Origin of the sequence: Neisseria yangbaofengii, assembly GCF_014898075.1 — a bacterium.
GTDB lineage: Bacteria > Pseudomonadota > Gammaproteobacteria > Burkholderiales > Neisseriaceae > Neisseria > Neisseria yangbaofengii.
The window spans coordinates 744832-757780 of record NZ_CP062976.1 but is presented as its reverse complement, the minus strand read 5'-3'; the positions used below and the strand labels follow the sequence as shown (position 1 = coordinate 757780).

At 46.2% G+C, this 12949-nt stretch carries 20 protein-coding genes and 1 pseudogene; 3 read left to right on the top strand and 18 right to left on the bottom strand.

Features of this window, described 5'->3' with window-relative positions; all coding sequences use genetic code 11:
• Positions 1-54: 54 nt before the first annotated feature.
• The 5 genes from H4O27_RS03770 to H4O27_RS03750 form a co-directional block, all read right to left on the bottom strand.
• Complete coding sequence (locus H4O27_RS03770) at positions 55-411, bottom strand: SpoIIAA family protein (RefSeq protein WP_165010697.1); 357 nt, start codon at positions 409-411, stop codon at positions 55-57.
• 15 nt (positions 412-426) lie between these two features.
• Positions 427-1314 (bottom strand): DMT family transporter, encoded by an 888-nt coding sequence (locus H4O27_RS03765; protein WP_165010699.1) that lies wholly within the window; start codon positions 1312-1314, stop codon positions 427-429.
• 102 nt (positions 1315-1416) lie between these two features.
• Positions 1417-1560, bottom strand: a complete 144-nt coding sequence (locus H4O27_RS03760; protein WP_193004334.1) for a hypothetical protein — start codon at positions 1558-1560, stop codon at positions 1417-1419.
• A gap of 148 nt (positions 1561-1708) precedes the next feature.
• Complete coding sequence (locus tag H4O27_RS03755; protein WP_165010701.1) at positions 1709-2290, bottom strand: class I SAM-dependent methyltransferase; 582 nt, start codon at positions 2288-2290, stop codon at positions 1709-1711.
• A gap of 84 nt (positions 2291-2374) precedes the next feature.
• On the bottom strand, positions 2375-3325 hold the full coding sequence (locus H4O27_RS03750) for an NAD(P)H-dependent flavin oxidoreductase (RefSeq protein ID WP_165010703.1): 951 nt from the start codon (positions 3323-3325) through the stop codon (positions 2375-2377).
• Between the two features lie 140 nt (positions 3326-3465).
• Here H4O27_RS03750 and H4O27_RS03745 point away from each other — a divergent pair, with 140 nt between their 5' ends.
• A complete protein-coding gene (locus H4O27_RS03745; RefSeq protein ID WP_165010704.1) occupies positions 3466-3810 on the top strand; it encodes a hypothetical protein in 345 nt (114 codons plus the stop codon).
• A gap of 63 nt (positions 3811-3873) precedes the next feature.
• Here the strand turns inward: H4O27_RS03745 and H4O27_RS03740 are convergent, their stop codons facing one another.
• The gene (locus H4O27_RS03740; RefSeq protein ID WP_226883496.1) at positions 3874-4959 is read right to left on the bottom strand and encodes an NtaA/DmoA family FMN-dependent monooxygenase; all 1086 of its coding nucleotides are present in this window, start codon (positions 4957-4959) and stop codon (positions 3874-3876) included.
• Between the two features lie 58 nt (positions 4960-5017).
• Between H4O27_RS03740 and H4O27_RS12945 the strand changes: the two are divergent.
• A pseudogene (locus tag H4O27_RS12945) lies at positions 5018-5871 on the top strand (IS630 family transposase).
• Here H4O27_RS12945 and H4O27_RS03725 read toward each other — a convergent pair.
• Both H4O27_RS03725 and H4O27_RS03720 read right to left on the bottom strand, forming a co-directional pair.
• Positions 5872-6144 carry a hypothetical protein gene (locus tag H4O27_RS03725; protein WP_193004332.1) on the bottom strand — a complete coding sequence of 91 codons (273 nt, stop codon included), beginning with the start codon at positions 6142-6144 and terminating at the stop codon, positions 5872-5874.
• Between the two features lie 113 nt (positions 6145-6257).
• Positions 6258-6728 carry an arginase family protein gene (locus H4O27_RS03720; RefSeq protein WP_165009543.1) on the bottom strand — a complete coding sequence of 157 codons (471 nt, stop codon included), beginning with the start codon at positions 6726-6728 and terminating at the stop codon, positions 6258-6260.
• A gap of 210 nt (positions 6729-6938) precedes the next feature.
• Between H4O27_RS03720 and H4O27_RS03715 the strand changes: the two genes are divergently transcribed.
• Positions 6939-7091 carry a winged helix-turn-helix transcriptional regulator gene (locus H4O27_RS03715; RefSeq protein ID WP_206222761.1) on the top strand — a complete coding sequence of 51 codons (153 nt, stop codon included), beginning with the start codon at positions 6939-6941 and terminating at the stop codon, positions 7089-7091.
• Between the two features lie 43 nt (positions 7092-7134).
• On the opposite strand, the gene H4O27_RS03710 is transcribed toward H4O27_RS03715, so the two are convergent.
• The 10 genes from H4O27_RS03710 to H4O27_RS03670 all read right to left on the bottom strand — a co-directional run bounded on the left by H4O27_RS03710 (position 7135) and on the right by H4O27_RS03670 (position 12863).
• Positions 7135-7461, bottom strand: a complete 327-nt coding sequence (locus H4O27_RS03710; RefSeq protein ID WP_165009545.1) for a thioredoxin family protein — start codon at positions 7459-7461, stop codon at positions 7135-7137.
• Positions 7462-7515: 54 nt separating this feature from the next.
• Positions 7516-8199 (bottom strand): DsbA family oxidoreductase, encoded by a 684-nt coding sequence (locus H4O27_RS03705; RefSeq protein WP_165009547.1) that lies wholly within the window; start codon positions 8197-8199, stop codon positions 7516-7518.
• A gap of 83 nt (positions 8200-8282) precedes the next feature.
• On the bottom strand, positions 8283-9305 hold the full coding sequence (locus H4O27_RS03700) for an NAD(P)H-dependent flavin oxidoreductase (RefSeq protein ID WP_206224758.1): 1023 nt from the start codon (positions 9303-9305) through the stop codon (positions 8283-8285).
• A gap of 112 nt (positions 9306-9417) precedes the next feature.
• Entirely contained in the window at positions 9418-10203 is a 786-nt protein-coding gene (locus H4O27_RS03695; RefSeq protein ID WP_165009549.1) for an SDR family NAD(P)-dependent oxidoreductase, read from the bottom strand.
• Between the two features lie 10 nt (positions 10204-10213).
• On the bottom strand, positions 10214-10759 hold the full coding sequence (locus H4O27_RS03690) for an OsmC family protein (protein WP_165009551.1): 546 nt from the start codon (positions 10757-10759) through the stop codon (positions 10214-10216).
• Positions 10760-10823: 64 nt separating this feature from the next.
• The gene (locus H4O27_RS03685) at positions 10824-11261 is read right to left on the bottom strand and encodes a methyltransferase family protein (protein WP_165009553.1); all 438 of its coding nucleotides are present in this window, start codon (positions 11259-11261) and stop codon (positions 10824-10826) included.
• Between the two features lie 50 nt (positions 11262-11311).
• The gene (trxA, locus tag H4O27_RS03680) at positions 11312-11638 is read right to left on the bottom strand and encodes a thioredoxin (protein ID WP_165009555.1); all 327 of its coding nucleotides are present in this window, start codon (positions 11636-11638) and stop codon (positions 11312-11314) included.
• A gap of 10 nt (positions 11639-11648) precedes the next feature.
• Positions 11649-11798 (bottom strand): NADPH-dependent FMN reductase family protein, encoded by a 150-nt coding sequence (locus H4O27_RS12940; RefSeq protein ID WP_206222763.1) that lies wholly within the window; start codon positions 11796-11798, stop codon positions 11649-11651.
• 122 nt (positions 11799-11920) lie between these two features.
• Positions 11921-12187 carry an NAD(P)H-dependent oxidoreductase gene (locus tag H4O27_RS12935; RefSeq protein ID WP_226883423.1) on the bottom strand — a complete coding sequence of 89 codons (267 nt, stop codon included), beginning with the start codon at positions 12185-12187 and terminating at the stop codon, positions 11921-11923.
• 169 nt (positions 12188-12356) lie between these two features.
• A complete protein-coding gene (locus H4O27_RS03670) occupies positions 12357-12863 on the bottom strand; it encodes an NAD-binding protein (RefSeq protein WP_165009557.1) in 507 nt (168 codons plus the stop codon).
• Between the last annotated feature and the right edge of the window lie 86 nt (positions 12864-12949).

The following is a 12949-nucleotide window of genomic DNA, read 5'->3' as shown; positions in this document are numbered from 1 at the left end:
TTAGGTTTACAAAGCGAAGGCCGTCTGAATCATATTCAGACGGCCTTTAAATCATTATTTCGAATTATGTTCCAACAACCAAGCTTGTGCTTCAGCCACATCATCAAAATATTTCGGATGCTGGTTGGTGATCAGGCTGGATAAACGCGCGCCGAGTTTAATCCAAATATCGTCGGTCACCACCGCCACGCGGCCGAAATCATCTTCGTGTTCGTTTAAAAATTTAATCTGCTCCACCGCCATATCGATGGTGAAATCTTTCAAAAGCGTCATATCCAAGAGCATATCGGGCAAGCGGATTTTTTGTTTGCAGTCGAGCAAAGCCTGCTCCAATTCGCGGAAATCATCTAAAGTAAATTCGTTATATAAGGCCACATTCAGACCGTAAGACTGCTCGCGGATAGAAATCATGTTTTGCTCCTCGTTTTATTTGAAAAAAAGCCGCTTTATCCAAGCCGGCTTAATGCCGCTTAATACACCGCTAGCCACAATAATAATCATACCGAGCACTTCCTGCCAAGTGATTTTATCGCCCAACAGCCACATGCCCGACAAAGCGGCAAACACCACCGTCAGATAAGACAACGATGCCACGGTAAATTTGTTGCCCGCCTTATAAGCATGGGTCATGCACAACTGCGCCACCGTCGCGCTGACACCGATGCCCAGCAAATACGGCACGCTGTCCCACGATAAAGCATGCCAGCCGGAAAAACTTGCCCACACCGACGACACCGCCATACCGGTAACCGACAGAAAAAATACCACCCGCCAACCGGGTTCGCCCAAAAGCGACAATTCGCGCACCTGCATATATGCCCAGCCCGACATCGCTCCGCCGGCCAAACCAATCAGTGCCGGAAACACCTGACCGCTTTCAAACGACGGATTCAGCAACACCACTACGCCGATAAAGCCCAATACCAGCACCGCCTGCGTATACAGCGCGATGCGTTCTTTCAACACCAAAAACGAAAACACTGCCAAAAAAATCGACGAGGTATAGCCGAGCGTCACCCCTGTGGCTAACGGCAAATGCATCACTGCATAAAACAGGCACAACATCGCCAAAGTGCCGACTATACTGCGGTTGAGATGCAGCTTCCAATGCGGCGAGCCGAATTGCTCGCCGCGTATTTTGGCCGTCAAGCCCAACACCGACGCGGCAAAACTCATGCGCCAAAATACCAGCTCGCCGCTATTCAAGCCAAATTCCTGCGAAGCCGCTTTGATGCACAGGTTCATAATGGTAAAACCCACCGCTGCCGCAATAATCCAAGCAGAGCCGAGCAGGTCTTTGTTGCTTTCGGTCATGTTGACAGTTCAAGAAATTAATCGGTTAATATTATAACAAAGGCCGTCTGAAAATATGCGGTTCCATCGCTCAGGCGAATCATCAGCCACATTCAGACGGCCTCAATCCGAGAAAAAACCGATAATTTTCTGAATCGAAACGTCCATGTGTTTCGGTTTGGAAAACGGATGATCCGCGCCTTCCACTGCAATCAGTTCGACCACATTATTTTCGGCAAACGTTTTCGAAACACTGATATCAATCATCTCATCCGCCGTACCGTGCAGAATCAATTTGATTGATGTCGAACAGTTTTTCCATATTGATTCACATCTAATTCGTCATGACTGGCACGATAACGCGGTTGGCTTGCCGATAAAATGCAGAAGCCGTCTAAAATGAAAGCTTTTATTTTCAGACAGCCTTTCGCCCCAATAAATAAATCACCGATTTGGCATCATCGCCTTGTCCGGTGCGATGATGTTCGGCAATCAACCAATCCAAACCGCAAAAGGCCGTCTGAAGTGCAGGCAAATCAGCCAGCATGGCCGCATCACCCGGTCCTTTGGCCAATGCCGCTTGCTCAGGATGAAAAAACACACCGGCAAACAGGCCGTCTGAAACCAGCGCATTGACAATATTCTGCGCCACACGGCTGCGCACCGGTTCGGCAAAATGGCAATTGACCGAACTAATCACCGCATACGTTTCAGACGGCATCGCCATCTGGGCAACATCGGCCACGCGTGCGGCAAAATCCACGCCTTTCAACGCCGCCAGCTTTTGTGCCTTGGCAATACCCACCGCCGACAAATCCACTCCTTCCGCCTGCAAACCCTGCTGCGCCAGAAACACACCGTTGCGCCCTTCGCCGGTCGCCAAATCCAATGCCCGCCCTGTTTTGGGCAAATACGGCTGAATACGGCGGATAAACTCATGCGGCCCGGTGCCGAAAATAAATTCATCGGCAGCGTAACGTTCATCCCATTTGTTCATAGCAGTCTTTCCATCGGCAAAAGCGTATTTTAACGCAAAAGGCCGTCTGAAAAATCACTTTCGGACGGCCTCGATTTAAGCGTTTCAGTTCATCAATTCATCAACCAACTCCTGCACGGTTTTGATTTTATCGATGGCGGAAATACCGTTGCCCACTGATACATAACCATGCTCAAAATTGCCTTCCAGCATGCCTAAGCGCATGCCTATGCCTGCGTTCATCAGCTTGGCGACTTCGCTGCGCGGCGCGCCGCTTTCGCTTAATGCAAAACATTGTTTTGCCAATTCGGTCGGCAGCGAGCGGTAGTAATAAGGCTCGGTGCGGAACAACAATAAATCATTGGCGCTTGAATCCACAATCCAATCTTTCACTTTTTCGCTGGCGCGGCATTCGGTGGTGGCGATAAAGGCCGTGCCGATCCACACGCCTTCCGCACCCAAAGCGAAAGCTGCTTTCACACTGCGTTTATCGGCAATGCCGCCCGCCAGCATAATCGGCAAATCGACTTTACCGACAAATTCGGCCAATACGGAAAAACTGCCCGTTTCTTTCATCGGCAGAGTGCCGCCTTCATCAAAGCCGGTCAACACCAAAACGTCTGCGCCCAATTCCTGCGCTTTCAAAGCATCGGGTAAATTCGGGTTGGGCAAGCGGCAAATGATTTTAATACCTGCCTGTTTGAATTTGGCGTAAATATCTGCGTTTAATAAACCGTTGTCCAACACCACCGGCACGCACTCTTCGATAAACAAATCCACCATGTGCGGAATCAGCGAAAAATCGTAAGACAAAATAAACGGTACACCGAAAGGCTTATCCGTCAGCGCCTTCACTTTGCGAATCTCATTGCGCATGCGCTCAATCACATCTTCATTGGAAGTCGGATTCGTGGTCTGCCCTGCGTGTGGCGCCAGAAAGCCCAAACCGCCGGCTTCAGCCACCGCCGCCGCCAAGCGCGCATCAGTCAGCCAAGACATCGGCGCTTGCACAATCGGGTATTTGATATTCAGGATTCCGGTAATGCGGTTTTGCATGATATTTTCTCGTTGCTTGATTAGGATGGGTGTATTTTATTTATCTAAAATAAAAATAAGAATAGCGATAAGTCGAAATATAATTTTCATTATTGGAAGTTTCAAATCATAAAAAGGCCATCTGAAAGGTTTCCGACTCCATGATTTCCCGCACCATCGCCGGCTTGAAGAAGCACTGGACGCATCGCTGCTTATCGCAACACCCGATCGGCATCGCCTACGGAAGACGGGTTGATTTTTCCCAATACTGCGGAAAAAGCCTGCTGACTGCCGCCGAATCCGTTATCGGCATTGCCATGCGTCCCAATTGGCTGTCCATACAATCGTCAAACAAGGCAAATGCTGCCGATTCTGGCGCAATACCCATGGTTCACCGTCCCCGAGCCCATTCACATCGCAATGATTTACCCAATGTGCAAAAACCGCCGCGCAATGTACGGGCGGTGATGGATTACTTTATGGAACAATATGAATCCGACCTTTGAACGCTTTTTATCCGAATCAAGCAAATAAACCTATGCCGTCTGAAAGGTTTCAGACGGCATAGGTTATGTATTTAATCCATACTGGTACGGCACACCCAAATGCTCACGCAAGGTACTGCCTTCATAATCGGTATGGTAAATCCCACGCTCCTGCAAAATCGGCACGACTTTTTCCACAAAATCTTTCACGCCTTTTTGACTGTCGGGGGCAAGCGAAAAGCCGTCTGTCGCCCCTGCTTTAAACCATTCTTCCATAAAATCGGCGACATCTTCTGCCGTGCCGACCACCACAGGATGATAGTTAATCACGCCGTTGGCAAGCGCTTCTTTGGGCGATAAGCCTTGTTTAATCAGCTCCACTGCTCTTGGCGAACGCGGATCGTGCGGATGTGGCGTGGCTTGCTTTTGTAAATGGCTCGGCAAAGGTTGATTGACATCTAAGTGCTGTAAATCTATGCCAATCATCGCCGATAAATAGCGGATTTGTCCGTAAAACTCCTCATCGCTCATAAAATCAATCAACTGCATTCTGCGAGCGAGTGCTTCTTCGTAAGTATCGCCAATGGTGAACATAAATCCTGAAAACATATTGATGTCGCCAGCGTTTCTGCCGTGCCGTATGGCACTTTGTTTCAGCACATTGCGGTAGGCCCGGGCTTCGTCAATCGTAAAGGGATTGGCATACACGCCACTGGCAAAACGCCCTGCCAACTCAACGCCTTCGGGGCTTGGGCCTGCCTGAAAAACCGGTGGTTGCCCTTGCGGTGTGGCAGGAATGGGCAATGCCCCTTTGACTTGGTAATGTTTGCCTTTGTAATTGGCAGGCTTGATTTGGCTCATATCGGCAAACACGCCTGACTCTTTGTCCGTGATGTAGGCATGTTCGCCAAAACCGCCCCACAAGGTTTGCACCGCTTCCACCATTTCATGTGCCATTTCGTAGCGGGTTGTGGTGTCAGGCAGGGGCTTGTTGCCAAAATTATAGGCGGTAAACGGCGTGCCAGTCGTTACCGCATTCCAGCCAACCCGCCCACCGCTTAGGGTGTCGAGCGTTTTTAATTGGCGAGCCAAATTGTAGGGCAGATTGTAAGTGGTGGAAAAGGTCGCCACCATACCGATTTTTTGCGTGGCATAGGCAACGGCAGACAGTATTATAGTATATTAAAATAAGAATTCCCAAATCAACACTGAATATTTAGAGTCCAAAATGTCATACTCAATAGAACTACGAGAAAAAGCATACCAATACTATCAGGCATGCAAAAATGCCAGCGAAGTTTGCAAAGCATACCAAATTGACCCAAAAACATTTCGAAGTTGGAGAAAACGCTATGAGCAAACCGGTTCATTTGAACATCAAGTCAAAGGTGGCAATGCAACCAAAGTCAATAAAAACCTGCTCATAAAATATGTTAAAGAACACCCTGATGCATACCAGCATGAAATTGCAGCTCATTTTGGGTGTACGCCGGCTAATATTTGTTATTTGTTCAAAGTATTGGGTATTACGCGTAAAAAAAGACCACGAGCTACAAAGAACAAAAACCAGAACAGGTAGCCACTTATCAACAAGCATTAAATCAATATGCTGATTATCAAGTTGTTTTCCTTGATGAAACAGGATTTGATACTTTTTACTACCGTCCTTATGCCTATTCACCAAAAGGGCTTCCAGTTAAAGCGCAAATCAGTGGTAAACGATACCAGCGCACATCACTGGTTGCAGCTCAAATCAAAGACCAAAGTAATCTAATTGCACCCATGATTTATTCAGGCACGATGGATAGTCGTTTATTTGAAGCATGGTTTGAAGGCGTATTGCTGCCTGAATTAACTGAACAATCTGTTATTGTGATGGATAATGCTCGCTTTCATCGGATGTCTGTTTTAGCAGAGATTTCAGAAAAAGAGGGGCATAAAATCTTAGCTCTTGCACCTTATTCGCCAGAGCTTAATCCGATTGAAAAAGCATGGGCGAACATTAAAAAGCATCTACGAAAAGTGCTGCCTGAAATAGGCAATTTTATGGCTGCATTAATGAGTAGTTTTTATTTTAATTAACTATACCATCGGCTCAAGGGGAAACGCAGGCGAGCGGGTGCTGATGTCCGTACCACCGCCCGCCCCGCCAAAAGACGGCGTATCGGCGATAAAAAGCGTGTGGATTTTGCCTTGTTCGGCAGTTTTTGCCATTTCCACATAAAAATCAATGTCGGTATAGGCTCGCTCGTTACTGTCGGCAAGCCGCCATGACTGGAATTCTCCGCCGTAGCCTGAAACCAGTTGCAGGGCGAGTTTGATTTGTTTGTTGGAATTATCAAGATAATCAGCCATTTTTTCTTCTCCGGAATAAAGTACGAACTAAGTATAGAGTTTTATTTTTTAGAAAAGAATGCTTGTTTTTGAGAATATATTTTTGAAATATGAAAAGACAGGCCGTCTGAAATTTAATTTTCAGACGGCCTGTCCGTATTAGTATTAATTAAATAGCCAATACACTTAAAAAACATCGGCAAATTATCGAGCAAGCTTTTTAATTTCAACACTTCTCTTGGCATGGGTTCGGCAACAGTCAAGCCGACAATATCGGCGGTTTTGGCAAAACCGTTAATCACGCGGCTTACCGCTTGCAAGGTCATGCCGTCCGGATCCGTGCCGACTGCAAATTTGAGTTCGTTTGGGTCTGACACGTCCAAATCCGAATGAATCAGCACTTTGGTTTTTCTGCTATTTTTAAGCCAATTTATCACCTCATCTGATGATTGATTGGCACTTTGGCAAGACACCATTGGGATTTGCCAATTTTTTCTGCGCTTTTCGGCAGGTTCGACAAAATAACGTAAACCGACCAATAAGCAGTTTTGCGGTTGGGCAAAAGCAGGCAGGCTGTGGGTTATGTTTTTATCGCCTTTTCCCAATATTTAGGCAAGTGCCATTGCGTGAAAGCCCGTGTAGCCATCCTAACGACATTACCCAAACGCCCTTCGGTCACACGCTTGGTATGATACAAGGCAAACGGCGGCTGATTATTTTGTATTGGCTTGTAGAATGCGATTGCGTGCGGTTTAATGAACTGCAACGGCTCTCGGTCCAATCACTTACCGACCCTAAGCACGCAATTAAAAGACATGGAAAAAGACGGACTGATTATACGCACCGAATACCCGCAAATTCCGCCCAAAGTGGAATACAGCCTGTCGGACAAGGGTAAATCGCTGTATCCGGTTATGCAGGTGATGTGCAAATGGGCGGGCAGTATCGGTAAGTTTCAAACTGCCTGAAAATAAAATGCCGTCTGAAAAAATACTTTCAGACGGCATTTATTCAATCCTGTAAATACAACTCAGCAGACGCTAAGGCTTGCTCCAACTGCTCCACATCAATAAACCTTGCCCCACGCCAAATCTCTTTACCGCCTGCGAACACCAGCACCGCAGGGGCGGTCAGAACGTGATACTCGCTTGCCAAACTTGGCACATCGGCAATGCTCACCGCTCCCATTGCCACACCGTCCAATTCATCAACGATACGGGCGATTTTAGGTTTCATCACCGTGCAAACGCCACAATTTGGGGCGGAAACGTACAGTACTGCTACGGGGGTTTGGCGGATAAAGGCAAAAACAGCGTCTATAGTGTCAAATGTATGCATTACTATCCTTTTGTTGGATTAGGCAAATTTCAGGCAAAAATTTAGGCAAAATAATTATTCGCATCCGTCAATACCGCAGCTTGCCCCTACCAAATTTTGGGCTTGATGTTCGTCATAGCTTTGGGTCAATGCCTGCAAAAACAGCTCTCTGGGCTGAGCTCCCGATACGCCATATTTTTTATCAAACACAAACATCGGCACGGCTTGGATACCCTTTTGGCGGGCTTCTTGCTCATCTGCCAAGCATTCATCAACATACTCATCAGACGACAACATTCGGATAGATTCATCACGGTTCAGACCGATTTGTTCTGCCAAATCCGCCAGCACCGATTTATCTGCCAGATTTTGATTTTTGGCAAAATAGGCAAAATACAGCTTATCGTTTAACGCTTCTCCCAGACCGTGATTTTCGGCAAATTTTAGCAAACGATGGGCGTTTAAGGTATTGGTATTTTGTGTGTTTTCCACATTGATCTCTACGCCGGCCCGCTCTCCTGCTTGATTGATGTACTTCATCATCGACACCGCTTCATCACGGCTTTTACCATAATTTTTTTGCAATTTTTCAAGCATGGAATAGCTTGGCGTATCCCCTGCGTTGGGGTCAAGGCGAAAAGTCTTGTGGACAATTTGAACGTCATCTTTGCCCGCAAATTCGGCTAAGGCCTGCTCAAAATGGCGTTTTGCCACATAACAAAACGGGCAGGCATAATCCGACCAAATTTCAATTTTCATTTGAACTGTTCCTAAAATCAGTATACGAGCAGTCGATTTTGCTGATTCTTTTGCAAAATCGGCCGCTCTTTTATTTCAAGTAATTAAGCCAATAAGTCATCAATCACTTCTTTGACACTTTTTATTTCATGAATTGAGCCGATACCTAAGCCGATACAGCCCCAGCCTTTGTCAAAATCGCCTTGCATCATGCCTGCACCAAAACCTGAAAGTCCTGCCATTGCTTTGCCAAACTCAGCATCTTCAGCTCCGTTTTGGGTCATTTCTACCAGTTTTTGCGGTAATGATCCTGCCAGTGAACGAGCATAAGTCGGCGGAGCCTTAAACAACAGTAAATCATCGGCATTACTGTTGATAATGCCTTGCTTAACACGCTCATGAGCAGGGTTTTCAATAGTGGCAAGCAGAGCGGTACCGACAAAAATCCCTTCTGCACCCAATGCGAAAGCTGCCTTGGCAGTGCGGCTATCAGCAATGCCTCCCGCTGCCATGACAGGTACATTTTTGGCTGCATCCACAATCATCGGCACAATCGCAAAAGTACCAATTGCTTTTTCGGGCATTAAACCACCCTCGTCAAAACCAGTAGCAACAATAATATCTGCCCCTGCCTGTTCGGCTTTGCGGGTGTTTTCTATGGTCGGGGTAATGGCACGAAAAATTATTTTAATGCCCGCCTCCTTGAGTTCGGCAAAAATGTCCGGCAATACCGTGCCACCGCCCACTCCCATCCATACCACTGCCGACACTTTTTCCTGTTTGATTACGTCCAAAATAGGACGTGTCCAAGGGTCTTTGCTTTGATCGGGATTGGGGGCAAGATTGACACCAAAAGGCTTATCAGTCAACGCCTTGGTTTTTTGTATTTCACGACGCATACGTTCGGCGGTTTCAATCGGATCTGCCGTCATTTCAGTTTGACCCGCATTCGGGCCTAACACACCCAAACCACCCGCATTACTTACTGCCGCCACAAATTCAGCATTGGTTACCCATGACATTGGACCTTGTACCAATGGCTTTTCAGTACCCAAAATCTGTGTGATACGATTTTGCATAATGTTCTCCATCAAAAGCCTATTATGGACATCAAGCTGGCAAACCATCTAGGCTGTATTTAGGTTAAACTTTATCAAAACAACCAAACCTTTAATCGGTTTAGAAAATGTTTCTTTCCATATGCTTTGTTATCAGGCATAACCACCTGATAGCTATAACTTACACATCATCGCGGCGTGTCATCGCTCCGCCGTCTACATTCCAAATTGCCCCTGTTATCCATGAAGCCTTATCAGAAAGCAAGAAAGCCGCAGTTTCGGCAACGTCTCTCGGGCTACCGTTTCTACCCAAAGCGTGATATTTTTTAAAATTTTCCAAAGTAGAGTCCACTTGCCCGGCATCTGCAAAACGCTCAAAAATGCGGGTTTCAATAATACCAATCGGCAAGGCGTTGACACGGATACCATGCTCGGCAAGCTCGGCGGCAGCATTTTTTGTTAGGGCTTCCAAGCCGAATTTCGCCATTGAATAAGCCGCCATTGGTGTTGATTTGACTGGCAATTGCGAAAGTGCAGCGGTGATATTGACGATTGAGCCTGATTTTTTGCGGTTGATTAAATTTTTGGCGACCGCCTGATTGATAAAAAATACTGCCTTATTCAAATCCAAATAACCGTCATACGCCTTTTCATCAGTCTGTAAAAAAGTGTTAGGAAAATATACGCCCGCCGAATTGACCACTAAGTCAACATCGCTGTGTTCGGCTTTTAATTTGCCAATCAAAGCATTAACGCTGGTCATATCCAGCAGATTTGCCGTTAAAGCAACCACTTTATCAACACCTGCGATTCGGGAGAGTTCCTGACGGGCTTGTTCGGCTTTTTCAGGTCGGTTGCCGACAATCACCGCCGAACCGCCTTGTTCTAAAATCAGTTTTGCCACTTCAAAGCCGACACCGCTTGTACCGCCGACCACCAATAATTTATGTTGTGCAAAAGGTTTCATTTTTCTCTCCTTAAACAATACGGTTAACCACAGGGGTCGGATTGGTAAACAAATCATAAATGGGCGAATGATTTGGGATTTCGCCAATTAAGGCGTTGATTTCGTCCTGGCTGGCGTTTGAGCTTTCAACGTGAATATCCACACGGATTTCGCTTGCCCCGTTTCGTACATCAGGATTGAATTTTAAAAAGCCATTCAAATCAAAATCGGCACTTAGTTTTAATTCAATCTTGGTCAAATCAATGCCTTTGCCAGACGCAAGCAAGGTCAAAGTGGCGGTATAGCAGCCCGCCAAGGCTTGCAAGGCGTACTCCATCGGCGACAAGCCTTTGTCTTGCCCCAATACGGCCGGCGGTTCATCACCAATAGTTTGAAATTTACCCACACGGCTGTTGTCCGCCACACCGCCTTGTACGGTTGTTTCAGTGCGGGTTTTGACGCTCACGCCACCATTGGATTGGCTGGACATCGTTACGGTAAATTGTCCGAGCTTTGGGTTGGCTTTGACAGCATTTGCCACTTCGGCAACTTGGCCGGCTTCTACAAATGGTTGCATATTTTGCTCCTTAAGGCATTGTTAATTGAAAAAAATTAATTAATTGATTACATCAAATCAAAAATCACAACCACCGCTGTGTTTTCCGGCAATAGTCTCGATAGTGTTGTCCGAACTTTTCACTTAAAACCCGCTTTTCGGACAAGATTTGAAATTGTTGGATGTAAATAACAAACCCCGCAACCAACAACCAAACAAGCCCTTGCAACAGCCACACCGCCCAGCCTGACAACATCAGAGCAAACCCCAAATACATCGGATTTCTGGTATGGCGGTAAATACCCTTGGCCACAAGCTCATTGCTTTGTTCCGGCGCGGCATAATTACTGGTCGTGTCTGCCTGACGCAGTACCGAACCGCCAAGAGCAATCACCACGGCACCAGATACAACCACCGCCAAAACGGGGGATTTTGGTAAAGTCAGCACCTCTAAATGCGAAATACACCACATCAAAGCCGTGGCAATTAAAAACAGCAACACAGGCGGGATTTTGAGTTTCATTAAGCACTCTTTTTAGGCTGTCTAAAAACCGATTAAACAGCCTGAACAGCTTATAAAACTTGGTTAATCAAATTGGCTAATTGTGATTTAGGCATTGCCCCTGCACTTCGGTGCGTCATTTCCCCGTTTTTAAAGGTCATGAGCGTGGGAATGTTTCTCACCGCATAAGCGCTTGATAGCTCCGGGCTTTGGTCAATATTGATTTTGACAATTTTAGCTTTGCCTTGATATTCGTCCGCCAGCATTTCAAGGCTTGGGGCAATCATTTGGCAAGGCGGACACCAATCGGCATAAAAATCCACTAAAACAGGCACATCAGACTGCAACACATCTTTGCCAAAATCGGCAAAATTGCTATAAATAACAGAATTACTCATTTTAAAATCCTTAGATATTATGGTTAATATGGTTGCCGAATGCCTGCAAATCTTCATCTAACTTCGGATTTTTCAGCACATCAAAACCGGCAAAAGTAGGCAATGTTTTCATGCCGATATAGCGGAAATCCGCATGAATGGGAAGCAATAAATCATCCAAACCTTTGCCTGCAAACAAATACTGGTTGGGGTCATCAAAGCAGTTTAGGCATATTGAATGTTACCGAAAGCATATGGCTTTTTCCGGCGAATAAACCGCCTGCGCCATATTGGATATCGGGGTTACCGCGACTTCGGCCATCTGAAACACACATCACGCCCAGCATTCCACACATCATCAAGGTAGCGTTTGGCTTTCCACGCCAGCCCCATCCAATTGGACGGAAATTGAAAAATAACCACATCCGCCCATTGGAATTTTTCCAACTCTTCGGCAACATCGTAGTTTTCTACGCCGGAATGCTTGACTTCATTGTCTTTGCCAGCCAATACATCATTTGCCGCTTGGATAAACGAACGGGCCAGCGTACCTATGCAAAGACAGGGCAATATTGACGGCCGTTGATAATTAAGACTTTTTTGCTCATGGCAGTTTCCTTTTACGGATTAAGGCAACATTGATTTGATGAAACGTATTATAAAAAGACCGCCGCAAAACTTCTTGCCAAAAGCAAGGTAATTTTTGCCTAAAACAACAAATATAAATTTATTACGCCAATCAAACGCGAAAAACCGCCCAATACTCAACTCTTTTTGAGCTTTGGGCGGTTATTTTAACCTGCACCGATTCAACGGTATGGATTCGGTCATGAGCACGGACAATAATGCGAATATTGGGGTTGCGTTGCCGGGTAAATTTGGCAATTTGAGCGGCTTGGCTTGGGTGATTGATTGCCAAAATCAACAAATCGGCTGTGCCTATGCCTGCTTTTTCAAGCAAATCAGGGTGACTTGCATCACCATAATAGCTTTCTACACTCAATTTTTGCATTCCTTTAATCAAGGTTTCATTTTGTTCGATGACATCGGCACTAAACCCCGCCGAACGCAAAAGATGATGCACAATCTGCCCATAACACCCCAGTCCGGCCAAGATAACATTGCGCTTCTCATCAATGACATCATCGGTTTTTTGTATCGGGGCAAAACGCGGGACAAGCCATTTTTGACGAGCTATCATCACAAGCGGTGTCAAAAGCATAGACAACACCACAATCACTGTCATATTGGCATTGACTTCTTGACTGATGGCCCTTGATTTGACGCCGCCGCAAACAGTATAAAAGCAAATTCCCCATCTTGTGCCACCAT